Source organism: Ignavibacteriales bacterium, from assembly GCA_016709765.1.
GTDB lineage: Bacteria > Bacteroidota > Ignavibacteria > Ignavibacteriales > Ignavibacteriaceae > IGN3.
Window position 1 is genome coordinate 107,272 of record JADJMD010000012.1, and the last position, 23,123, is coordinate 130,394.

The window sequence follows — 23,123 nt, forward strand, 5'->3', positions numbered from 1 at the left end:
TAATTATCTGACTTTTAGTTGATTTTAGTAACACTCTATGGTAACAAAATCGCAGCGGCAATTACTGTTGTCCACAATCCCGTTTTATCTCCCTCGGCGGATTGAGTGATATTAAAAGTCTTAACAATTTTGCCGGACATCTTAAATTCCTGCTCTCTTTCATTCCAATCAGACTCGGGATTAAATTCAACTCCCAGAGTTGTTGCTAGCATTTGTGCTGCAAGATCCTCTGCATAATCCCCTGCATTTTTTTCAGTTACACCAAAGGGATGATATTCAGAGAGATATCCGTACTGAGAATTATCGGCAGGAATTGCAACTCCAATTGATGAGGCTATTAGTCTATTAGGTTCATTCGTAGAATTTCTTGCCATTACCGCAAATGTAATTTGTCCGGGTTTTAATTCTTTTAATCCTTCTTCTCTACTTATACGTTTACAGGATGGTGGAAATATACTGCTGACTGTTACAAGGTTACAGATTTCTATGCCTGCATTCCTTAATGCAAGTTCAAAAGAACTTAGGTAATCCTTGTGCCTTCCTACACCTTTTGTAAAAAATATTTTTGTTGGAACATACATATTAATCTCGTTTTAAATTTGATAAGTAATTGTTGAGAGCATCTTTAACTTTTACATTTCCCGATAATCCATCAACAACTTTAATGTTTCCTGTTTTAAGAGCTTGTTCGGCTTTGTCACCGACGTGTCCCGTCAATAAAACATTTACTCCTTTGTTAATTATAACTTCTGCCGCTTTGGGTCCTGCACCACCTTGAGCTTGTTCTGCGGGATTAGGAACAGCTTCAAACTTCATTGTATACGGATCTACAATTAAAAAATATTGACATCGTCCAAACTTTTCATTTACCAATGCATCAAGTGTATCACAAGTTGAGGTTATTGCTACTAACATTTTTAGACCTTTAGTTTAAAATAATTTTTTGAATATCATCCCAAATAATTTTGAATCTTTTTCCATAAGTGTGATCATATTCAATTATAGATTTGGAATTTTGAATTGCTTTAATGAATTGTTTGTCAAAAGGAATTTTTGCAAGAACAGAAATTCCTTCTGGTTTTAAATATTCTTCAATACTTTTGCTCATTTCAATATTAATATCAAATTTATTGACTATCACAGAGCTCGGGATCTTAAATATCTTTAATAAGTTTATTAATCTTTTCAAATCATGTAAACCGGATTGAGTTGGTTCAGTTACAATTACAACAAAATCAGCTCCAGAAAGACTGGCATTAACCGGACAGCCGATTCCCGGCGGTCCATCAACAATAATCCAATTAACTTTTCCCTTAGCCTGTCCGTTAGCTTTCTTTTTTATTTCACTTACAAGCTTACCGGAATTACCTTCACCGGCTAATAATTGAGCAAAATAAAACTTAGATTGATCTTCCAGTTCACACTCTGAATAAACTCCGGATTTTGATTCATAAAATGAAATTGCACTATCAGGACAAATACGAAAACAAAATCCGCATCCTTCACAGCTTGTTCTGTTTACTTTAAAATCTTTGATAGCATCAAATCTGCAAACCGATTCGCATATTCCGCATTGCGAACATCTATCAGAATTTATTTCAGCTTTTTTCCCTCCATAGTAATCGTATTCAGAGTTAATGTAATAATCAAAAACTAAATGCATATTGGCAGCATCAACATCTGCATCAATAATTATTTTATCTTCTGCTATTTCTGACAATGCAGTTGCAACGGTTGTTTTACCAGTGCCGCCTTTACCGCTTAGAATTACAATTTGTTTATACTTTTTATCAAACATATTCTTTTTCAACAATTTCTGTTTTGATTTTTTCCAATAGTTCTAACATCATAATTCTGTAATCTTTAATTGTCTCTGTTAGCAGTTCACCTTTTGAGTAGCTTTCAGCTATATCCATTCTAAAGGGAATTTTCAATAATAAATTGAGCTTGTTTTTCTGGATGTATTCATCCAGCAAGTAATAATTTTCATCATATTTATTTATTACTATTCCGTATGGTATTTTTATTTGTCTTAATACATTAATAGCAAGCTTAAGATCATTAAAACCAAACGGGGTTGATTCTGTTACGAGTACACAAAAATCAGAATCTTTAACTGATTCCAGCATTGAGCAGGAAGTTCCCGGAGGTGAATCAATGATTACAGTTTTATTTCCTTTATAAGCATTTTTAACTTTTTTAATTAGTGGAGCGGCAGAGGCCTCACCAACTTTTAGATATGCATCATAGAATAAAATATTATTTGAGGTTTCACCAATTCTGATCTTCCCATTTTCTTTATTTGCTTCTGTAATTGCTTTTTGAGGACAAAAGTAAGTACAAGCTCCACAACTATGACAGAGTTCATCAATCAAATAAATTTCAGATTTGAGATTAAGCAGTGCATTAAATTCACAAACCTCTGCACATTTATTACAGAAATCGCAGCTCTCATAATTAATCTTTGGGATAAGTTTATAAGAAGGTTCTTCTTTTAAGATTCCAGGTTTTAATAAAAGATGACCGTTAGGTTCTTCAACATCACAGTCAATGTAAACACTTTCGTTAATAACTGAAGCGAGTCCGCATGCAACTGTTGTTTTTCCTGTTCCGCCTTTACCTGATGCAATTGATATTACCAACTTAAACCTCAATGATGATGATGTTCATGCTTACAAGCTTCATATCCACTTAGTTTCCCTTGCAGATAAAGATCGAAAGCATCTTCAAATAAAAGTCCTGGTGCGGTTATTACACTTATACCGTAATTAAGAAAATTACTTACAGCTTTTTGTCCCATTCCGCCAGCAATAATTGTGTTAACATTAAATTGCTTTACGTAACCAGGAAGTTGACACGCACCGTTATGCTCACCTACCATTGGGTTAAAATAAATTTCTGTTTTAACTACTGATTTATCATCATCAAGTTCACAAACTTTAAATCTCGAACATCTTCCGAAATGTTCTGCAACTGTTTCTCTTCCATTGCCACTTTCTTCAATTGCAATTGCTATTCTGTTCTTCATATAGAATCCTGTCCTTTATTGTGATTGTTTGTAATAATTTTATTGGAAAATTTTCTTCCATATCTTTTTCGATTTCTAACTGGATTTAGTTCGATTTCATCTACACTGATTTCTTGAAGTCTATTATCAATAAATGCTTTTATTGCTTCCTCTGCTGTTCCATTATTGAATTGATATAATTTTATTTTTGAAGAACTGAAGAATCTTAGAGGATTGATTCCAATCCGCTTTGTGATCACAGCTTCAATATTTTTCTCAATCAGGAACCAAGCTGATTGAATTCCAGCACCTCCTAATTCCGATGTAAATGGATTGAGCAAAAACTCTGATGTATTATGGGTGGAGTTGTAAATCAAAAAATATTTACTTTTTCCAAACACATCAGAGATTTCGGATGATAACTCCGGCTTATTTATTGAGACTGCTATTATCAAGGTATTATTTATTGGAAGTATGATTTCTTCCGAATCCTTTTCCTCTGTTTTGTCCATACCCAACTCCTCCACCGTCATGTGGTCTTCCACCGCGTCCAAGTCCGTATACAACTTCTTTATTTTCGGTTGATTGGTCTTTTGTAACACCTTTTTCTGTATCTCTGCATTTACCTCTTCTTCGTCCTTTCAAAGCACCTTGTCCTTGCGGACCAGTTCCATCTAAGTTTGGCATGATTTATTCCTATTAATTTGTGATTTAATTTTTACATTACATTTTCATACAACGATTACAGAGTTTTTCGAGTCTCCATAATGAGTTAAAACCTCTGCGTCAGCTTCAGGTTCATTTAACCAAGTTGCGCCATCACACAGATATCTGAATTTAAATTCATTTCCTGCATCAAGCACTAATTCGATTGATGAAGAACCATCAGGATGACTGTGTGAAAATTTATCGTGATGCGGATCCCAGTTATTAAAATCACCAACTACACTTATCTCCTCAAAGTTTTCACAAACTTCTTTAGGAAGTGTAAAAGTAACACGACATACTTTTTTGTCTTGTGAATATGTTTTACTGATTGCCATATCTTACCTCTCTAATTAATTGATCAATTAATTCTTTTTATAAAAAGTATTACCATCGTATATAAGCTTTTTAATCTTTTTTTCTTCAATCAGTTTTGTTACTGTATTCCAATTTGAACTAGATTTCTTTAGATATTTTTCAACAGCATCTTTTCTCATTGGATGAACCGCCATAATGCTTATTAAACTTTCTTCTGTTTCACTTCCAGTAGAAAATTCATTCCCTTCATACTCGTTCAATAGCTCAGTGTTATTGTATACTGATTTAATAATTCTGTAAGCATTAATTGTTTTTGTTCTATCAGGTCTATGAATATTCTTCAATGGTGTAGGTCTTGTTGGAATAGTCAAATAGGCAATCTCAGGATCAACCTTTACAATAAAATGTGCAATTTTGATAAGTTCATCTTCATTATCATTCAATCCATCAATCAACATTGTTTCAGTTACAAGTGTACCATTGTATTTTTCTTTGAAGTCCAGAATTCCATCTAAAATTGTATTAAGCTTAAGTGACAAAGCAGGATGATTAATTTGTTTCCATGTGGCTTCATCTATTGCATCAATCTTAACAGAAACATAATCCGCAAGATTTAATGCTTCTTGAACTTCCTTCTTCCAGATGAGAGATGAATTTGTAAAAACTGAAATCTTAATCCCAAATTCTTGAAGCAGTTGAATTGTTTCATAAAGATTTACATCAAGGGTTGGCTCGCCATCAGGAACAAAAGAAAGATAATCTATTCGTTCTTTATTACTTTTAAGTTCAGATATCCGATCTTCAATCTCTGTGTAAATCATCATCGGTGAATAATATTCTTTTTGCTCAATCGATAGTTGAGTAGTTAATCCAACCTGACAATAAACACAGGAGTAGCTGCAAACTTTTGGCGGTATATTATTTATTCCTAAACTTCTGCCTAATCTACGAGATGGTATTGGACCAAAAACGATCATTATTTATACTCTCTATAATATATTATAAGATTTATTATCATATTAATCATAAGCTATTCTAACTGCTTTATCTTTGAGTGTTGGAGTTAAAATTTCTTTCCATTCACTTCCATTCCAAGTATTTAGCTGCGTATGAGTAAGAAAATATTTTTCCGGTATTGGATGAGTTCCAACAACAACTTTTAAATCAAATTTACTTTCTATAAAATCCTTAAATTGATTTATATAAAGGCATGGGGGATATCCCACAACCATCCCGGTTGCAAAGTGGATTACTTCTGCACCATTCTTTTTTAATTCCTCGGGCGCATATTCTATATTTCCACCCGGACACCCACCACAGCTTGTATATCCCACAAGCTCAACTTCTTTATCTCTATAAATATCAAAAGCGCCAGCTCGTTCTTTGATTGATCTAAAACATTTGCCACCAGCACAGCTTTTATATCTATCACAAATGATAATTCCGATTTTTACTTTTTTATCCATAAAATTTCAGCTTATTTATGTAATGCTTAATTATTTAATTACTAAACTTTCTTCCTTTTACTTTCATCGGATCACCGGTATAACCCAATTCTTTCCAATTTAATCTATCACCTTTGACGCCGTGACAATTTGTACAACCGAGTGCTTTGTCTTTTGAGTCAACCATATGATTTATTGGCCAATACATTTCAGTTTCAATAAAGGCATAATTACCTGAGTATTCCAAGTTTACTTCCTTCATTCCAAGTTGAGATGCTAAATTCCAATCAAATGTTTTCCAGTAGCCGTCTTCACCAAAAAGTTTTGGTACGATTAAATATTTATTCTGTGAGTCATAAATTTGTTTGCCCCGCATAACTTTAAAGGGAGCAATCTTAGCTTTAGGATCTTTTATATCACCATTTAGAGAGTTTAACTTTACGATTTCACCTAGTTCAATCTTATCTCCAAATTTGTAATATGTTGCACTGCCGTTATACCATTGATATGTAGGGACAACATTCTTTGCCCACACAAATTCACCCTTTAATTTGTTGTAAGAATCTTTTCCATATTTATCTTTTATATCTGTTCTATCTTCACCAGCTTTTGACCAATCCCACCAAACTTTAGTGGGTTCTTCTTTTGCAAATTGAGGAATATGACAGGTTTCGCAAGCGACTCTGCTAAGATGTTTGTTAATAGTTTTATTTTCGTGAATTTCACCTTCGTGACAATCTGTACAGTAAATATGATTTTGACCAGAAGCCATAGAACCATGACTGGCGCCCATAATTTTGTGTTCTTTAGTAGTATGACAATCAGAACATTGAAAACCAAGTGCTCCCATATGAACATCTGTTTCAGGTTTCGGGTCGTATAAACTATTATCCATATCGCCGTGTTTAACACCAGTTCCGCCACCGCCATCAAAATGACAGATACCGCAATTTTTTCTAGTAGTTTTACCAACACTTTGTGCTGAAACTAATAAATCAACTTTTGCATCAGGTATTCCTGCTCCCGTTGGAACTTTTATATAAGTGCCGGTTTGCTCATGACATACAAGACAATCAACATTTTGTTCAACTTTAAAATCAAAAGAAGCATCTTTCCATCCATAACCTATATGACAACTTGTGCAGCGAGGATAGTTTGAAGGAACTGCAATACAAAAATTATTTATAAAATTTTTCTTACCCATTTGTACTTTATTATCATTTGCATCAACAAACTCTTCGTTAAGCCATGTCCAATGATTTGTTTTCATTATTTCTGTTGCAGCATTTTCGTGGCAATTCAAACATTCCTGTGTCACTTCCTGTGGACCGTTAAATGGTCCGGAGATATAATCTTTGTGTGATTGAGCAATAACAGAAGCAACACAAATTAGAAGAGAAACAAATATTAACCTGATCATTTTAACCTCATTTAACGTTGATTATTTTTTACTTAACAATTTTACTAAACGGTTCTTTTTGATAATGTTCTGCAATAAAAGCAGAGATTGATTTAAAGACTGATGATACTTCACAATTTTGTTTTTCAAGTACAATAGGTTTTCCTTTATCAGAAAGTATTCGCGCATCAATATCGATAGGAATTGATCCTAAAAATTTCACATCATAGTCAGCAGCAAGCTTTTCACCACCACCAGCACCAAATATTTCAGCAACAGCGCCACAATGTGGACAGACAAATCCAGCCATATTTTCTACGACACCAATAAATGGAATCTCAAGTTTCTTTGCCATGTTTATCGCTCGTTCAGCATCCATTACGGAAACTTCCTGCGGGGTTGTAACAATAACTGCATAATCAGGCTTCATTTCTTGTGCGATAGTTAAAATTTCATCTCCGGTTCCTGGAGGCAAATCTGCTATTAGATAATCAAGTTCACCCCATTCCACATCTGCTAAAAATTGATTTATAACTTTTGATCGAATTGGTCCACGCCAGATTAATGGCTGCCCTTGCGGTAACATGCTTGCCATAGAAATCATTTTAGCACCGTATTTTTCAAAAGGAACAATCTTCTCGTTCAGGAAAATTATTTCGCTGTCAATGTTCAACATTTTTGCAACGTTCGGCCCAGTGATATCAGCATCGAGTATTCCTGTTCTAAAACCTTCTAATTGTAAAGCGTAAGCAAGGTTAACACTAACCGTAGTTTTTCCAACTCCACCTTTACCGCTAAAGACTGCAATGCGGTGTTTTATTTTCGAGATTGTTTCAGAAATTCTTTTTTCCTCTTCTTCATATGATTTTTGTTTGTCTTGTTGATTCATTTATAATCTTTCTACACAGGTTTATTATTTAATCATTTCTGTTTGCAATGATTCTTCAATTGCATAATATGTTTTGCCGTTATGATCTAATTTTTTAATAATTTTGGTGTCTATCAGTTCAGTCAATTTTTCCAGTTTGCTGTTAGCAAGTGCAAAAGTTTTTACAGCAGATTCGTTAACAGGATGGATCTGAAGTAATCCTAAAAGTTCATTTTCAAAATCATCAGTTGCAAAAAACTCTTCTTTCTCCGGACAGCATAACATCTTCGAGTTCGCGACATTATTGTTAATTACTGTGGATAATTTTTTAAGTGATTCAGTGTCAGGACTAATCGCATAAACTTCGGCTGTAGGATAGATTGGAGTCATAAAATAGGAAACATTTCGTTTAATGGTATTTAAAAATTTGCCGAGTTGCTCTATTTCTTCTGAACTATCATTCAAATTTTTTATTAGTGTTGTTTCGGTTGTAAGATGCCCTCTAAATCTTTTAGAAAATTGTTCAATCCCCTTCAGGATATGATTATAATCCAATCTTTGATGCGGGCGATTTATTTTTGACCATGTATCTTCGTTTACAGTATCAACTTTAAGTGAAACATAATCAGCATACATTAGATTTTCTTGAATGTTCTCATTCCACAAAAGTGCTGAGTTAGTAAATACTGCAACCTTGTAACCAAATTCTCTAAGAATCCTAATTTCCTCTGAAAGATTTGAATCAAGTGCAGGATCACCGCTTCCTGCAAAAAGGATATAGTCTATATCTTTTCCACTTTTTTTAATTTCATCAATTTTATTTTTTACTGAAAAGTAAAGTTCATAAGGTGAGAGACAATTTTTTGTGCAGATTGAGCAACAAGAAGTTTTTCCGCCCGGACAATAAATACAATCATAGGAACACACGTTTGGTTTTAAATTATTAATTCCCAAAACCAAACCCAATCTTCTTGAGCGAACAGGACCAAAAACAACTTTACATTTTAGGGATTTATTTGAAAGAACACTTCTTTCAATTTTTAAGTAAATTGATTCCAATTTACCTTTAAACCATTTATGTACTTGATTATCCATTTCATACCTCGTTTGTAATAATTACTGTAGTGCTATTCATGTTCCACTAATTGAATTATCTTTTATGCGATTATCTCGCTTTTTCATCTAGAGAGATTTGCATTTTTGCAATATATCTTGCAATCATCTTGCATTATTGCATTGCAATTATTATTTTATCTAAAAAAATGAGATTGATATGTCAGATGTACAACAGATTATTGATAAAAATAAAGAAACGCTAATCATTCCAGATGGAATTGTGGTGATTGGTAAAGATCAGAGCATAATTGTCTTTAATGAAGCAGCTTCACGCATAACGGGTTATTCTGAAGATGAAGTAATTGGAAATTCTTTTGAATTTATTTTTGAAAATAATCCAGATGGAAGAAAATTTATTAATGAATCATTAGAGAAAAATCTAGCATTCAATAATCTTGCATTTAATATTACTGACCACAACGGACAAACTAAAAACGTTCTTGCATCGATAACACCAATTAAAAGAGAGAATCATGTTCTAAGTGTAGTTTTTGTTTTTAGAGATACGAACGAAATGCTTTCACTTGCCAAAGAGCTGCAACATAAAACATTTGAATTAATGGACCAAAAAAATATACTAGATGCAATCTTCAACAGTAATATTGAAGGAACATTTACAATTGATAATGATTGGAATGTAACTTCATTTAACACATCAGCAGAGAAAATAACCGGGTTAAAAAAAATTGAAGCAATAGGAAAAAAGTGCTGGGATATTTTTAATTCTTCACTATGTCGTAATGGATGCCATATGGAGCAGACAATGCAAAAAGGTAAACCAATGATTGGTAATGAATTGGAAATACTGCATAAAGATGGCAAAAAAATTCCTATCCGTGTAAATTCCGGTATCCTCATTAATAACAAAAATGAAAAAATTGGTGCAGTTGAAACCTTCATTGATATTTCTGAAATAAAAAACCTTTCTGCTCATTTAAGTGAGTTTTTTAAATACGAAAATATTGTTGGTAGAAACAAAGAAATCAAACAAATTATTTCTGTTCTGGAAAGTGTATCACAAACTGATACTTCAGTTTTAGTAACCGGTGAAAGCGGAACAGGAAAAGAATTAGCAGCGCGAGCTATCCATCTAAACAGTTCGAGAAAAACAGGTCCTTTTATCGCAGTTAACTCCAGTGCATTTGCAGAATCACTTATTGAAAGTGAATTGTTCGGGCATGAAAAAGGCGCATTTACAGGTGCAATAAAAACAAAAATTGGAAAGTTTGAGCTTGCACAAGGCGGCACTTTATTTCTTGATGAGATTGGTGATCTTTCAAGCACAGTTCAAACAAAATTTCTTAGAGTTTTAGAAACACACAAGTTTGAAAGAGTTGGTGGAAACAAAACTATAAAATTGGATGCTAGAATAATTACCGCAACAAATAAAAATCTGGCTGAAGAAATAAACGCCGGAAGATTTCGTGAAGATTTATTTTACAGAATAAACGTTATCAATATACATCTTCCTCCTCTTAGAGAGCGGATGGATGATATTCCGTTATTAGTAAAACATTTTATAGAATCGTTTAATACAAAGTTTAATAAAAAAATAAAGCAATTTTCATCTGATGCTTATGAGCTTCTTGTGGATTATAGTTGGCAAGGAAATATCAGAGAATTAGAAAATGTTATCGAGCATTGTTTTGTGTTATGCAATGGAGATATTATTCAGGTTGAATGTCTTCCTAAAAGATTACGCGAACAAAACCTGAATATTAGTAAACCAATTAAACGTGATTTACAAAATGGGTTTAAAAATGCAGAGCGTGATTTGATAATTTCAGTTTTAGATAAGTTCAATGGAAATAGAACAAAAGCAGCAAATGAACTAAATATCAATCCTTCAACACTCTGGAGAAAAATTAAAAAATTAGGGATTTAATTTTTAAGTGAAAATAAAAAAGCCGGCATAAACCGGCTTCATTTAATATCTTAACATCCGCCAACTACACGTTTTTGTGTTTTCTTAACTGGTCCTGCCGATTTATTTTGCTCAATAAGAATGGGAATAACTGAGCTTGCTTTAGTTCTAAATCGAAATGTGTCATGTTCCTGTTTGTTTGAAGCAATACTATTTTTATCAAAATTTAAAATGTCTTTATTAAACTTATCCATGCCGCCTTTTAAAATGGTTATATTTGTAAAACCAAGCTTATCGGCAATAATGGCAAGCTTTCTTTCTGCAAGTTCATCGCCAGAAACAAATACATTTATTTTATGTCTGATTTTTAAAATCTTACTTGGTTCTTTTTCAAAAAGATTATCAAATGTAAATGACGTTGAGTATGGTAAACTTTGTTTTTGATACTCTTTAAAGGGACGAAAATCTATTACTTGTAGTTTGTTATCATCTTTCATTAATCGAAAAGCAAATTCATCAACGGTCATAGTTTTGATACCATAATTATTTACAAATTTAATATCCTCTACTCGCTGTAAAAGTGAATCTTTTCTTTCAGTAAGCACGAACGCAGAAAGAGACAGTATAAATCCGATTGCACCAATTGTAACATAATATGGAGTAAACCTAAATGCAGGTTTTTTTATTCCATTAACTTTATTTTCTACTATTGAGGCAATCCAAAATGCAAAAAGTGAAAATGCAGTTAACATAAACGCAAATATAGTTTGTTGCATTCCTAGTAAATCAAAAATTCTAATGTTTCCCCAGTTCTCCGCTTTATATAAACCTTCCCAAAGTGGATAACCTTCAGCAAAAATTAATACTCCAATAAATGAACCAGCAATAAAAATCATTGCATCAATTTTCCCAATGGCCGCAGCACAAACACTTGTACCGGGGCAAAACCCGCCAACCACAAATCCCAGTCCCATTATCAATCCACCAATTACTGCAGACCAAAGAAATGTAGGGTTAATATATGTTAGATTTATATCAAGCAAACCAAAATGCTCTAAAGCTATTACACCAATCATGGCAACAATTCCGGCAGTAAAGAAAACTCTTAAGACTGTAAAATCATATCCGTAAAATAATCCAACTAATTTTTTTGAAGTTGAAAATCCAGCTTGTTCTAAAATCACTCCAAATAAAATTCCGATTATAAGTGCTACAATAAAATTTAAATCATTTCCAATTACATCGGGTACTAATGGTCCCATAATAAATTCTCCTTTCTATATCCAAAATTTTCTAAAGAAGTATGCAAACAAGTAAGCTCCGCCAAATATTGCCATCATAGTTATCAATCCACCTGTTGATAAAACTGCCATTCCGCTTAATGCGGAACCGCTAGTACAGCCTCTTCCGAGCTGAGCACCAAATCCAAATAACAATCCACCAATTAAAGCTCCAACAATTCTTATGTTTGGTTTAGATCTGGGCCCGTATTCTAATTTTAGATTTAATCTGTTGGATATAAGTCCCGATAGAAATGCACCGATAAAAACTCCAACAACTTCAAAAACCAACCAGTTCATTAATGGGCTGCCGGAGTGTCCTTCGGAGTATTCCTTGTAAAAAGTTTGATTACTTGTGTGTTCTGGTGCAACTGACTCCACAATCCCAACAGCAAAACTTTTAACTGCTCCACTTGCACCTAAACCTCTGCCAGTAATATAAATTGTTGCTATTAACAAAAGACCAAGAAAAACTCCTGCTAAATAAGGATTCATATATTTTTTTTCTTCCATAATATCCTCTATACTAAATTTTCTGATCGAACATTTTGTAGCTCATCTTTAATTTCATTTTTTAATTCTGATTTATTTTTGTGCTCATCATCCCCCTCTAGTTCTTCGTAACCGGTTAACATTGCTTTTAAATTTGTTGTTACTTTATCGCCAGTAGTAATCAAGTACAAATGTGTGATAATAAAAGACAAAAGAAAAATGCAGCAATAGTATGCACTATTGCTATCAATTCTAAAGATTGAATATTTAAAGATTCAATTCCATGTCGCTGTGGATAACGATATAACATGTAAAGCAGACCTGATGTAACGATAACTGGGATAACCAAAATCTTTAGTCCAAAGTATGTTAACTTTTGCAGTGGATTTAATTTTGTTAAAACTGTTTTCTTGGTTGGATGAGGAGCATTCTTAAAAATTCCTAAAATGTAATAATTAAGTTGTGCTCTTATATTTTCAAAAGAAGGAACATACTGTCGCCACTCGCCCGTTGAGAAGTGCCAAAAAATTGCAAATACAATTAATACGATAAGCATATAAGCTGCGATGTTGTGATACTTAACAGCATCTTTAAATCCAAAAAAAGTGTAAGAACCATGAATTTCAAAACCGCTAAAGGCTAAAAAGAAAATTAATATTGCTTGCATCCAGTGCCAGAATCTCTCAAAGGCCTTATAAACATAAACTTGTTTATTTTTCATTTTTTGTCTCCTTTTCTTGCTTTTGCAGCAACAAAAATTCTAACTGTGCCATGTGCTAGCACACCCAATAAAGTTAGTATCAACATCCAAACGCCGGCTATTTCAACAATGTTGGAATAATCTCTTCCCGGCATGTAAAAATCTTTCAATCCCGCAAGCCTGCTGTTTTCTCTTTGATGACAGCTATTGCAATCAAGAGTATTTTCTTTTGTTGCAACCATGTGATTTACAGGCCAATACATTTCAGTTTTGATAAAAGATATTTTTCCGCTGAATGGTAAACCAAGTTGCTTCATTCCTTCGGTAGATGCTGTTTGCCAATCAAAATCCTTCCAAAATGCTCCTTCTCCTTTTTTCTCAGCAAAAAGTTTTGGCTGGATAAGAATCATATTTACTGGATCAAATGGTTGTTTTGCAACATGAATCTTTACAGGATAAATTTTTGAATCATCATCCGCATAAGATCCGTGAAGTTGATTAAGTATGAGTGGTTTTGTCGTGTCAGAAATCTTATCGCCTTCAAGATAGTGTGAGGCAGTACCATTAAACCATATATAATCAGGTTCAACGTTTCTTTCCCAGGTAAAACTACCTTTTATAGATAAATAAGTATGATTGCCAAGGCTATCATCTTCTTCGTACGGCTCACCGTTTTTTAATTTACCCGCAGTGGACCAATCCCAAGACATTTTTGTAGAGTTTGCTTTTGCATAAGTTGGTATATGGCAACTCTGGCAAGCGACTTTAATTGAATGCTCGTTTAGTATATTGTCTTCATGCGGAGTTTCAGTGTGGCATTGTTCACAAGTATTTCTATTTAGATTCATTGAAGAAAGCGAATAAACTTTACCTGAAATATTATGCTTTTCAGTTGTGTGGCAATCAACGCATTGAAGTTTTGCACCGTCTGTGCCCATATGTACATCAACATCTTTGGTGGTTTCAAACATCGCCATATCAAGATCACCATGTTTAACATTGTTTCCACCACCGCCAAAGAAATGACAAACGCCGCAATTACTTAATTTTGGCTTACCAACACTTTGAGCAATTAAATTCAGATCTAAAGTAGCAACAGGTAATCCGCCTTTTTCTGGTGCTTTAGCATAAGTTTCAGAATTATCGTGACAAACAAGACAATCTACATTTGTTGAATCTGTAAAAACTTTTCCATCGGAATGCATTCCATATCCAATATGACACTTTGCACAGCTTTCTTCATTTCCTTGTGTTCCGATGCAAAAATTGTTTATTGCATTTTTTTTACCAAGATAAACTATGCCACGTCCTTCAACATATTCTTCTCGCTCCCAATTCCAGTGATTTGAATGCATCACTTCTGTCTGTCTTTTATTGTGGCAGCTAATGCAAGTTGCTGTCACTTCCTGCGGAGATTCAAATTTTTGTTGAAGCGAAGTAAATTTTGAGTGGTCAACTGAAGGAGAATATTTTTGAGAATATTTTTCTTTCAAATTCATTAAAGTAGTAGGTTCGTAATCCTTTTGTGAGAAAAAACCCACAGCTATTACAACCAGTAAGCCAACAAAGGCAAGAATTAATACTATCTTTCTCATTTTTTTAACTTAAGATTTAAATTGATATTATTTTAGGCTCTAAACTATTTTTGATTTACCCATTTCCCGAAGACTTCGTTAAGAATTTTTAATGAAGATGAGATTTTTTGCAGTTCTTCTTCATTAACATTTTGCAAAATTCGTTTATGTAATTCGCTGTAGTTTTGATGAAGATTGGCAATTAGAGGATTTGCTTTGGGCAAAATGCTTACAAGAATAACTCGTTTATCATTTTCATCCAATGTTCTTGAAATTAGGTTTTTTGCCTCCAAAGAGGTTAAAATATGAGTTATTCTGCCGGGAGTAAGTTTTAAAATATCACGTAGTTCTTTTATAGTATATTTAGGTTTTACAGCAAAAAGTTTTAAAAATTTTACTTCTGTTGGTGAAAGATTAAAACTTGCTGCAAAATATTCCTCCTTTATGCTGCAATTCCGAGTCAACTCGCAAATCATCTCCGCAATCGGTTCCATTTCAGTGGGCATTTAAATAACCTTATTTATTTTATGCCCTAAAATATATTTGATATTATTAATTTCCAAAATATTTTTGTTTAGCAATAGTTACTTTATTACAATTGAAACTAAAAGTTCGTTTTTTCATCAGATTGCTGTGTTTGGTAATGATGTTTGGAATAGCAAGACTATAATTAAAGGAAATTTTTGCAAAACATAAAAACAATTAAATAAGGCATATTTTTTCATTTATTGATATATTTGACAATTGAAAAATAATTTTATTGTTAACACTTTTAGAAAATGCTTTACGAAGATTTAAACGAGAGAGAGAAAACTATTCTGCGTTCGATCGTGCACCAGTTTATATTAACTGCTTCACCGGTTGGATCGCGAAATATCACCAAAAAGTTTAATGTTGGGGTTTCTCCTGCGACTGTAAGAAATATTATGTCCGATTTAGAAGATTCGGGTTTTATAAATCACCCACACACTTCAGCCGGAAGAATCCCTACCGATAAAGGTTACAGATATTACGTTGATTCTTTGATGGAAATTCAGAAATTAAAAATTTCCGAAAAAGGAATTATTGATCAAAGCTTAGATAAAAGTTTATTGGAAACAGATGAGATTTTAAAAATCGCATCTCAATTATTAAGCAGAATTACAAAACAAATTGCGTGTGTTACATATCCTACCTTGGATAACGGAATTTTAGAAAAAATTCAATTAGTAATTTTATCATCAACTAGATTATTAGTTGTGGTAAGCATTAAGTCTGGATTAGTTAAAACGATAACACTTGAGTTTGAAAGTGAAGTTGAAATTACAAAGCTTCACAAAGTGGAATCACTCTTAAACGAAAGATTAAACGGACTCACCTTTCAAGAAATCAGAAGTACATTTAAGGAAAGATTTATTGATATTCCTGAATCTGAAAAACCAATTATTAGATTATTTATTGATTCGGTTGATAAGATTTTTAAAGATCAAAAAAATGGCGATAAACTCGTAATTACTGGTGCAACAAATGTAATTCAACAGCCGGAGTTTGAAGATCCGGAAAAATTTCAAAGTGTGATAGAATTAATTGAAGATAAAGATATAATTATCCACATTATGGACAAGAAAAAATCAGATAAAAATAGTAATGTTATAATCTCAATCGGAAGTGAAATTGAAGATGAAAAACTGAACGAGTACAGTTTAATTACAAAAGAATATTCGTTTGGCGAAACTTCCGGAACAGTTGGTATTATAGGCCCAAAACGAATGGAGTACTCAAAAGTTGTTGCTATAGTCTCTTATTTGGGTGATATGTTATCAGAAGTTTTAAAAGGAAATAAAAAAGGAGAATCGTTTTAATGTCTAAAGGAAAAGGTAAAGATAAAATGAATGAGAATTTCAAAGATGAATTAAATGAAAATATGAATCCTGATATTGAATCCGCAGATGATGATCATGTTGAAGAAGAAATAGTTTCTAAATCTGATTCAGAAGAAAAAATAAAATCACTGGAGGCTGAAGTTAATCAATACAAAGAATTAATGTTAAGAAAAGCTGCGGAATTTGAAAACTATAAACGCAGAACAGAAAATGACCAGCTTAATTTATTAAAATATGCTGCCGAATCATTAATAATTAAACTACTTCCGACTCTTGATGATTTAGAAAGATCGCTTGAACATTTTAATGAAGAAAACGATATTAAAAAAGTAAAAGAAGGCGTCCAGCTTATCTATAATAAATTCATCAAAACGCTTGATGAACAGGGCATAAAAAAGATAGAATCAATTGGGCAGCCGTTTAGTGTAGAATTTCACGAAGCATTAATGCAACGGGCCGATGATTCAGTTCCACCTTACACAGTAATTGATGAATTAGAAACTGGATATATGTATAAAGATCGTGTAATAAGACACGCAAAAGTTATTGTTAGTGAAGAGTAGTTTTTATATCAAAGAGAAAGACAAAGAAATTAATGACTAAAAGAGATTATTACGAAATACTTGGTGTAGCAAAAAACGCAACAAAAGATGATTTGAAAAAAGCTTACCGTAAGCTTGCAATGCAATATCATCCGGATAGAAATCCAGGTGATAAAGAGTCAGAGGAAAAATTTAAAGAAGCAGCAGAAGCATATGAGATTTTAAATAATGATGATAAGAGAGCAAAGTATGATAGATTTGGCCACGATGGAGTTAGAGGCAGCGGTTATGGCTCGCAAGGATTTTCGGATATAAATGATATCTTCTCTCACTTTTCGGATATTTTTGGAGCCGGCGGCGGTTCTTCAATATTTGATGACTTTTTTGGCGGCGGACAGCAGCGTGGAAGACAACGTGGGCACGGAACACCTGGTTCTGATTTAAAAGTAACTTTAAAACTTAAGTTGGAAGAAATTGCCGAAGGTGTTTCAAAAAAAATAAAAGTAAAAAAACAAGTTAAGTGCGATAAATGTAGCGGCAGCGGTGCTGAAGCAAATACGCCTAAAAAGAAATGTCCAATTTGTAATGGCTCTGGAGAAATCAGATCTGTTTCTCGATCGGTATTTGGGCAATTTGTTAACATTACTGCTTGTGCAAATTGTAATGGTGAAGGCGAAGTGATTGATACTCCTTGTAAAAAGTGTATGGGCGATGGAAGAATTAATGATGACATAATGGTCAATATTGATGTGCCTGCTGGAGTTCACGAAGGTAGTTATATGACAATGCGTGGTGAAGGTAACGCCGGAAAACGAGGAGGTCATTCAGGAGATATAATTGTTGTTTTTAAAGAAGAAGAACATGAGTATTTTGTTAGAGAAGAGGATGATATTGTTTATGATTTGACAATCACTTTTCCCGAAGCGGTTTTAGGAACTGAAGTAGATGTTCCAACACTTGTTGGAAAAGCAAGATTAAAAATTGATTCAGGTACACAATCAGGCAAGCTTTTAAAGATGCGCGATAAGGGAATTAAACATTTAAATCATTCCGGACGCGGCGATCAAATAGTAAGAGTTGTTGTTAATATTCCACAAAAGCTTAGTAACAAGGAAAAGGAATTGTTAAAAGAACTTGCTGAACAGCCAAATTTTAAAACGTCTGATAAAGAAAATGACAAAGGTTTTTTTAGGAGATTTGGTTTATAATTAAACAGTAATTGTTAACTTTCTTAGTAAAATAAATTAAAGGTATTACTCGGGGGCAAAATGCTCGAGGGAATTTCTAAAAAAATAGGATTAACGCAAACTGAATTAAAAATCTCCTTGTTTGTAATTATAGTTTTTATAGTTGGATTAACATACAAAGTATTTGTTGACAAACAGGAAACAGTTTCTTATCAGATTTTTGATTATTCTGAAGAAGATGAAAAGTTTAATAATTCTAGTAAAGTCGCTGATTTAGATAATTCTAAAAAAAGTGATGATAAAGAGGTTGACTATAAGCAGGAAGTTTTAGATTTTAACACTCAAAGTTTTGATAATATTCAGAAAAAAACTTTGCCTGCAGAAAAAAGTATTAATCTGAACACTGCCAAGGTTAGTGAACTGGTTAATTTACCAGGAATAGGGCAAAAAACGGCTCAAAATATTATTGATTATCGTGAACAAAATAAACGATTTAGAAACATTAATGAGCTGTTGAATGTAAAAGGCATTGGCGAAAGCAAATTATCTAAAATTAAAAAGTACATTTTTATTGATTAACGTTTAACATTATATTTTTTCCGGAGGAAAAATGTTTTCCAAAAACTCGAAGAATGATGATCCTTGGTACATCCACGCTGGCTTATATTTAGTTGTCGCCATCCTTACCTTTCTTTTAATTAAAGTTGCGGTTATTGATCCTTCTGCTGAAGTTGAAGCTGAAAAATATTTCAAGAATGAAACAAGAATGAGAATGTCAAATCTTAAAGAAGCACAAATTCTTTTCCAAAAAAAGAATGGAGCTTTTAGCGGTGATTTGGATAAGCTGATTAACTTTGTTAAGAATGATAGATTTGTTGATAGCATTGTTAATGCATTTGATTCACTTACCATGAAACCTGCAAATCCTTTTAATAACTTATCCGATGGTACTTTTACACCTGACAGTCTATACTACTCACCAAAGACTTTTGAAAGATTTGTCATGAAAATTGATAGTTCGGAAGTTACCGATTCTGTTGTTACACCTTCCGGAAAATTTTTAAGACTTGATAAGAAAAAGGTTATTGGAACAAAATATTATATTGAAGATCCAAACGGTTATGGAACCATAGGAAGTATTGATAATGATGCTTTGAAAAACACAGCATCCTGGGAGTAATCTGAAAATTAATGACTGGATTTGAAAATCATATCGGGTTTAATATATCCAGTTCTAAACTGCAAGTTGTTGAAATAAATTATTCAGATGATCAATTCAAGTTGGTTAATGTTGATGAAACTTATTTTAATGATCAGATAGATTTTGAAAATGATAAAGAAACAAAAATTAGCGCCCTACTTCAGGGCGCTTTTGATGAACTGCTGATCAAAAAGAATTTTAAAAGTACAGCCGTCTCGTTTACTCTTCCATTCGAACTTTTTCACACAATGCAAATGCCTTACGATACAACGCTTTTGTATCAAGATTTGCTTGATGAATTTAAATGGGAACTATCAGTACTCTACCCTTTCATTTCTACAAAAAATTTAGTTATTCAGTATTTTGAGATTGAGAAGGGGCATTTCAATGAAACAAGTTCTGCATTAGTTTTTGCTATCCAGCGAAGATATTTACAGATGCTCGATTCATTTTGTAAAAGAAATAATCTCAAACTAAAATTTATAGATAACCTTCACATAGCAGCTGAAAGGTCTTTATCTGTTAGTAATGCAATCGTTTATAAAGGATTAACTCTAAGCATTTATTTCAACAGTAAATTTCTCTCACTTTTTTATGCGTTTAACGGCAAACCGCTATATTTTAAAGTAATTCCCTTAAATGATGCTGGAGAGATAACAAATCATCTAATTAAAGAAACATCCCATTCATCTATCCTTAATGTAAAACGAGAACAGATAGAAGCAGCATTTATTTCTGGTGATGAAATAACAGGTGCCATTGTTCAAACACTTAAAAAAACATTGGGTTTGGATTTCACTCTATTCAACCCCTTTGATAAAATAAGACCAGTACCCGATCTTTACGAAAGTAAGTTGTACTTAGAAAAGTATAACTCCTTTGCCTCTGCAGCAGGAATTGCTTTTAGAATTGCCTAATTACTTTTAAAATTATATGAGAATGAGAATCATATCCGGCATCTTTAAAGGAAGATTGATTAACGTTCCTCAATCCAAAGAAATTAGACCAACAACAGACAGAGTTCGAGAAACACTTTTCAATTTATTAAATAATAGAATAGATTTTGATGGAATTGAAATACTCGATTTTTATTCCGGATCAGGATCACTCGGCTTGGAATGTATCAGCCGTGGTGCTTTGCACGTAACTTTTATTGAAAGAAATTTTCAGATATACAAAAATCTTATCGATAATATTAAATCACTTGGAGTTGAGAATAATTGTAAAGTTGTAAAATCTGAGGCAGTTGATTACTCTAAACGAATACCGGAAAAACAATATGAGTTAATCCTAGCTGATCCGCCCTTCTTTAATGATGATATTTACAAAGTTGTTGAGAATATTAAATCTAATGGATATCTTAAGCAAGATGCCAGAATGATAATTGAGAGATCAATCCAAACAAAGCAAAAGGATATTGATAATTTTAATGTTGAACCGTTTAAAATAATAGGTGACGCTTGTCTATACGAAATTTTTTCTACTTAATTGTACTGCTTTTTATTATCCCTACCGACATCTTCAGCCAATTATACCAAAGACAAATTAACAATCCGATTTTTACAAATGGAACATCCGAATATCAGAATATATTATCCGGTGGATTCAATAACATTGAGCATCAATTTGTGGATATTGATAGCGACAGCGATTTTGACCTCTTTTTTTTTAATAGCGATGGAACATTTGGATTATTAAAAAATGAAGGGAATCCAAGTGAACCGGAATTTGTCTTGTCTTTGGATACTATTCCAGGTTTAAAATTGTTGGATTGGTTTTATTTTTTTGATGCAGACTTTGATAATGACTTTGATTTTTTTACAAGTAATGGTGGATACATCACATATAATAAAAATACTGGTTCCGCTGCAACACCTTTTTTTGAAAATAGCATTGATACTCTTAAGGATAATCTCGGACAAAATATCCCAAATGAAACAGGCAGTAATCCAATACTTGCAGATATTGATGGAGATAATGATTATGATTTTTTTCTTGGAAACTCGGCAGGTACCATTACTTATTATGAAAACATTGGAACAGCACAAAATTTTTCATTTAAGTTTATTACAAATTTTTGGCAGAACATTTTAATTATTGGAACATCAGCAAATTCAGAATTCAGACACGGTGCAAGTTCTTTGGAGTTTGCTGATATTGATAGTGATAACGATTTAGATTTAATTTGGGGAGATTTTTTTAGTAATAGCCTTTATTTGTTGACCAATTCAGGCACTGCGACCGTTCCCAACATTCAACTTACATCAACTATCTATCCGATAAATGAAGATAGTGTAAACACCAGTGGATTCAATATGCCGCGTTTGGTTGATATTGATTCAGACAAAGATTTAGATTTATTTGTTTCCGTGCTTTACGATCCAAGTGTGCCCCAATCGCTTATGTTTTATGAAAATCAGGGGAACCAATTTAATCCGAACCTCAGGAAAATCACTGAGGACTATCTGAAAACACTTGATGTAGGAAATAATAGTTATCCTGTATTTGTAGATATTGATGCAGATAGTGATCTGGATATATTTATTGGTGCATTAAAAAATCCGTTGGGCTCAATTTATTTTTTTAGAAATGATGGCTCACCAATTTCACCACACTATAATCTTCTTACTGAAAATTTTTCAAATATTACCGGTGATCTTTCGGTAGTACCAGCATTTGGAGATGTTGATGGAGATGAAGATTATGATCTTTTTATTGGAAAATTTGATGGAAAGATATCATACTATAAAAATATTGGGACAAAGTTTATTCCTGATTTTGTACTTGAGGGAATTTTAACCGATATAAATTTACTTCCCATAGATATTGGAACTTCATCCACTCCATTTATTAAAGATATCGATATAGACGGTGATTTGGATTTAATTATTGGAGGTTTTAATGGCAGAATAACATTTTATAAAAATGTTGGTTCACAAACTTCCCCAGCCTACGAATTACAGCAAAATTATTTCTCTGGAATTGATGTCGGAGATAACAGTGCACCGTTTCTTATTGATTATGATAATGATGGGGATAACGATTTATTCTCAGGCAGCAGAGATGGAAATATTTTTTACTTCGAAAATGCGGGAAATGATTTTACACCGATTTGGACACTTAAAAACAATCTTATTACTGAATTAAATTTTGGAGGTAATTCAGTTCCAAATTTAATTGATATTGACAACGATTCAGATATCGATTTAATGTTTGGAAATATTAAAGGGGGGCTTTATCTTTACAACAACCTAACGATATCCGATATCAAAGACTGGGATACTAAGCCGATAGAATTTTTACTTCTTACAGCATATCCCAACCCTTTTAATCCGTCAACAATAATCAGTTTTGATTTACATGAATCCGAATTGATTTCGCTTGCCGTTTACAATGCTCTTGGCGAAAAAGTTAGCGAATTATTTAATGGGTTCATGCATTCCGGAAGTCATCAATTAAGCTTTGATGCTGCCGGTTTTCCTGCAGGTGTATATTTTATAAATCTGCGAACTTTGAAATCCGGTGTAACGATTAAGATTGTTTTATTAAAATAAATAAGGTTA

The 23,123-nt window shown here is 32.9% G+C and carries 26 protein-coding genes and 1 pseudogene; 9 read left to right on the top strand and 18 right to left on the bottom strand.

Features of this window, described 5'->3' with window-relative positions; genetic code table 11:
* Window positions 1-35: 35 nt before the first annotated feature.
* The 13 genes from IPJ23_06445 to IPJ23_06505 are packed head-to-tail and all read right to left on the bottom strand — an operon-like array spanning window position 36 to window position 8,837.
* Window positions 36-581: an arginine decarboxylase, pyruvoyl-dependent gene (locus tag IPJ23_06445; GenBank protein ID MBK7630321.1), complete on the bottom strand. Its 546-nt coding sequence runs from the start codon at window positions 579-581 to the stop codon at window positions 36-38.
* 1 nt (window position 582) lies between these two features.
* Window positions 583-915, bottom strand: a complete 333-nt coding sequence (locus IPJ23_06450; protein MBK7630322.1) for a NifB/NifX family molybdenum-iron cluster-binding protein — start codon at window positions 913-915, stop codon at window positions 583-585.
* Window positions 916-925: 10 nt separating this feature from the next.
* Window positions 926-1,798, bottom strand: coding sequence for an ATP-binding protein (locus IPJ23_06455; GenBank protein MBK7630323.1), 873 nt, complete (start codon window positions 1,796-1,798; stop codon window positions 926-928).
* Window positions 1,791-2,642 carry an ATP-binding protein gene (locus IPJ23_06460; GenBank protein MBK7630324.1) on the bottom strand — a complete coding sequence of 284 codons (852 nt, stop codon included), beginning with the start codon at window positions 2,640-2,642 and terminating at the stop codon, window positions 1,791-1,793. The genes IPJ23_06455 and IPJ23_06460 overlap by 8 nt, the downstream gene beginning before the upstream one ends.
* 8 nt (window positions 2,643-2,650) lie before the next feature.
* Complete coding sequence (locus tag IPJ23_06465) at window positions 2,651-3,028, bottom strand: NifB/NifX family molybdenum-iron cluster-binding protein (GenBank protein MBK7630325.1); 378 nt, start codon at window positions 3,026-3,028, stop codon at window positions 2,651-2,653.
* Window positions 3,025-3,519 carry a NifB/NifX family molybdenum-iron cluster-binding protein gene (locus tag IPJ23_06470; protein MBK7630326.1) on the bottom strand — a complete coding sequence of 165 codons (495 nt, stop codon included), beginning with the start codon at window positions 3,517-3,519 and terminating at the stop codon, window positions 3,025-3,027. The genes IPJ23_06465 and IPJ23_06470 overlap by 4 nt, the downstream gene beginning before the upstream one ends.
* Complete coding sequence (locus IPJ23_06475) at window positions 3,467-3,694, bottom strand: DUF5320 domain-containing protein (protein ID MBK7630327.1); 228 nt, start codon at window positions 3,692-3,694, stop codon at window positions 3,467-3,469. The genes IPJ23_06470 and IPJ23_06475 overlap by 53 nt, the downstream gene beginning before the upstream one ends.
* Window positions 3,695-3,738: 44 nt before the next feature.
* The gene (locus tag IPJ23_06480; GenBank protein MBK7630328.1) at window positions 3,739-4,050 is read right to left on the bottom strand and encodes an isoamylase early set domain-containing protein; all 312 of its coding nucleotides are present in this window, start codon (window positions 4,048-4,050) and stop codon (window positions 3,739-3,741) included.
* A 27-nt stretch (window positions 4,051-4,077) separates the two neighbouring features.
* Window positions 4,078-5,007, bottom strand: a complete 930-nt coding sequence (locus IPJ23_06485) for a radical SAM protein (protein MBK7630329.1) — start codon at window positions 5,005-5,007, stop codon at window positions 4,078-4,080.
* 42 nt (window positions 5,008-5,049) lie between these two features.
* Entirely contained in the window at window positions 5,050-5,496 is a 447-nt protein-coding gene (locus IPJ23_06490) for a CGGC domain-containing protein (protein MBK7630330.1), read from the bottom strand.
* 34 nt (window positions 5,497-5,530) lie between these two features.
* Window positions 5,531-6,895 carry a tetrathionate reductase family octaheme c-type cytochrome gene (locus IPJ23_06495; GenBank protein ID MBK7630331.1) on the bottom strand — a complete coding sequence of 455 codons (1,365 nt, stop codon included), beginning with the start codon at window positions 6,893-6,895 and terminating at the stop codon, window positions 5,531-5,533.
* Between the two features lie 28 nt (window positions 6,896-6,923).
* Window positions 6,924-7,763 carry an Mrp/NBP35 family ATP-binding protein gene (locus tag IPJ23_06500; protein MBK7630332.1) on the bottom strand — a complete coding sequence of 280 codons (840 nt, stop codon included), beginning with the start codon at window positions 7,761-7,763 and terminating at the stop codon, window positions 6,924-6,926.
* A 24-nt stretch (window positions 7,764-7,787) separates the two neighbouring features.
* Window positions 7,788-8,837, bottom strand: coding sequence for a radical SAM protein (locus IPJ23_06505; GenBank protein MBK7630333.1), 1,050 nt, complete (start codon window positions 8,835-8,837; stop codon window positions 7,788-7,790).
* Between the two features lie 178 nt (window positions 8,838-9,015).
* On the opposite strand from IPJ23_06505, the gene IPJ23_06510 reads away from it, so the two are divergent.
* Window positions 9,016-10,743: a sigma 54-interacting transcriptional regulator gene (locus IPJ23_06510; GenBank protein MBK7630334.1), complete on the top strand. Its 1,728-nt coding sequence runs from the start codon at window positions 9,016-9,018 to the stop codon at window positions 10,741-10,743.
* A 50-nt stretch (window positions 10,744-10,793) separates the two neighbouring features.
* On the opposite strand, the gene IPJ23_06515 is transcribed toward IPJ23_06510, so the two are convergent.
* From IPJ23_06515 to IPJ23_06535, 5 genes and pseudogenes are all read right to left on the bottom strand, one after another.
* Window positions 10,794-11,984, bottom strand: coding sequence for a YeeE/YedE family protein (locus tag IPJ23_06515; protein ID MBK7630335.1), 1,191 nt, complete (start codon window positions 11,982-11,984; stop codon window positions 10,794-10,796).
* 15 nt (window positions 11,985-11,999) lie between these two features.
* Window positions 12,000-12,515 carry a YeeE/YedE family protein gene (locus tag IPJ23_06520; GenBank protein MBK7630336.1) on the bottom strand — a complete coding sequence of 172 codons (516 nt, stop codon included), beginning with the start codon at window positions 12,513-12,515 and terminating at the stop codon, window positions 12,000-12,002.
* Window positions 12,516-12,523: 8 nt separating this feature from the next.
* Window positions 12,524-13,215: pseudogene (locus IPJ23_06525) on the bottom strand (cytochrome b/b6 domain-containing protein).
* Window positions 13,212-14,789 carry a tetrathionate reductase family octaheme c-type cytochrome gene (locus IPJ23_06530; protein MBK7630337.1) on the bottom strand — a complete coding sequence of 526 codons (1,578 nt, stop codon included), beginning with the start codon at window positions 14,787-14,789 and terminating at the stop codon, window positions 13,212-13,214. The pseudogene IPJ23_06525 and the gene IPJ23_06530 overlap by 4 nt, the downstream one beginning before the upstream one ends.
* A gap of 44 nt (window positions 14,790-14,833) precedes the next feature.
* Complete coding sequence (locus IPJ23_06535; GenBank protein MBK7630338.1) at window positions 14,834-15,274, bottom strand: MarR family transcriptional regulator; 441 nt, start codon at window positions 15,272-15,274, stop codon at window positions 14,834-14,836.
* A gap of 273 nt (window positions 15,275-15,547) precedes the next feature.
* Between IPJ23_06535 and hrcA the strand changes: the two genes are divergently transcribed.
* From hrcA to IPJ23_06575, 8 genes are read left to right on the top strand one after another with little or no spacing between them, the layout of a single operon-like run.
* Window positions 15,548-16,609, top strand: coding sequence for a heat-inducible transcription repressor HrcA (gene hrcA / locus IPJ23_06540; GenBank protein ID MBK7630339.1), 1,062 nt, complete (start codon window positions 15,548-15,550; stop codon window positions 16,607-16,609).
* 26 nt (window positions 16,610-16,635) lie between these two features.
* Window positions 16,636-17,193, top strand: coding sequence for a nucleotide exchange factor GrpE (gene grpE / locus IPJ23_06545; protein MBK7630340.1), 558 nt, complete (start codon window positions 16,636-16,638; stop codon window positions 17,191-17,193).
* A 32-nt stretch (window positions 17,194-17,225) separates the two neighbouring features.
* On the top strand, window positions 17,226-18,380 hold the full coding sequence (gene dnaJ, locus IPJ23_06550; protein MBK7630341.1) for a molecular chaperone DnaJ: 1,155 nt from the start codon (window positions 17,226-17,228) through the stop codon (window positions 18,378-18,380).
* A gap of 60 nt (window positions 18,381-18,440) precedes the next feature.
* Window positions 18,441-18,938: a helix-hairpin-helix domain-containing protein gene (locus IPJ23_06555; GenBank protein ID MBK7630342.1), complete on the top strand. Its 498-nt coding sequence runs from the start codon at window positions 18,441-18,443 to the stop codon at window positions 18,936-18,938.
* Window positions 18,939-18,969: 31 nt separating this feature from the next.
* Window positions 18,970-19,539, top strand: coding sequence for a hypothetical protein (locus IPJ23_06560; GenBank protein MBK7630343.1), 570 nt, complete (start codon window positions 18,970-18,972; stop codon window positions 19,537-19,539).
* A gap of 11 nt (window positions 19,540-19,550) precedes the next feature.
* The gene (locus tag IPJ23_06565; protein MBK7630344.1) at window positions 19,551-20,477 is read left to right on the top strand and encodes a hypothetical protein; all 927 of its coding nucleotides are present in this window, start codon (window positions 19,551-19,553) and stop codon (window positions 20,475-20,477) included.
* A 16-nt stretch (window positions 20,478-20,493) separates the two neighbouring features.
* Window positions 20,494-21,048, top strand: a complete 555-nt coding sequence (gene rsmD, locus IPJ23_06570; GenBank protein ID MBK7630345.1) for a 16S rRNA (guanine(966)-N(2))-methyltransferase RsmD — start codon at window positions 20,494-20,496, stop codon at window positions 21,046-21,048.
* On the top strand, window positions 21,021-23,114 hold the full coding sequence (locus tag IPJ23_06575) for a T9SS type A sorting domain-containing protein (GenBank protein MBK7630346.1): 2,094 nt from the start codon (window positions 21,021-21,023) through the stop codon (window positions 23,112-23,114). The genes rsmD and IPJ23_06575 overlap by 28 nt, the downstream gene beginning before the upstream one ends.
* Window positions 23,115-23,123 lie beyond the last annotated feature (9 nt).